Source organism: Mesorhizobium sp. (assembly GCF_004962925.1).
Classification (GTDB): Bacteria; Pseudomonadota; Alphaproteobacteria; order Rhizobiales; family Rhizobiaceae; genus Mesorhizobium.
In genome coordinates this window covers 1-309 of record NZ_SUEO01000469.1, presented here as the reverse complement: position 1 = coordinate 309, position 309 = coordinate 1, and the positions used below count along the sequence as shown (strand labels likewise).

1 protein-coding gene is annotated in these 309 nt (G+C 67.3%); it reads right to left on the bottom strand.

The features are described from left to right. The coding region (locus tag E5W87_RS35735) for a radical SAM protein (protein ID WP_292408759.1) at window positions 1-309 on the bottom strand (309 nt) is incomplete at both ends.

Here is a 309-nt window from a genome sequence, read left to right as displayed (position 1 = left end):
GCCGCGGGAAGATCTCACGCGCCAAGCCGATCGCATGCAGCGCTTCGTCGACATTGTGCAGCCGGCCGAGGAAGCGCAGATCCTTGTCGTTCAGCGCCTGCACGCCGAGCGACACCCGGTTGACGCCCGCCGCCCGGTAGCCGCGAAAGCGCTCGGCCTCGACTGAGGAAGGGTTGGCTTCCAGCGTCACTTCGATGCCGGCCGGCACCGTCCAGTTCTTCGCCACCGCGTCCAGCACCATCGCCACGGTTTGCGGCTTCATCAGCGATGGCGTGCCGCCGCCGAGAAAAATGCTGGTCACCTCGCGCG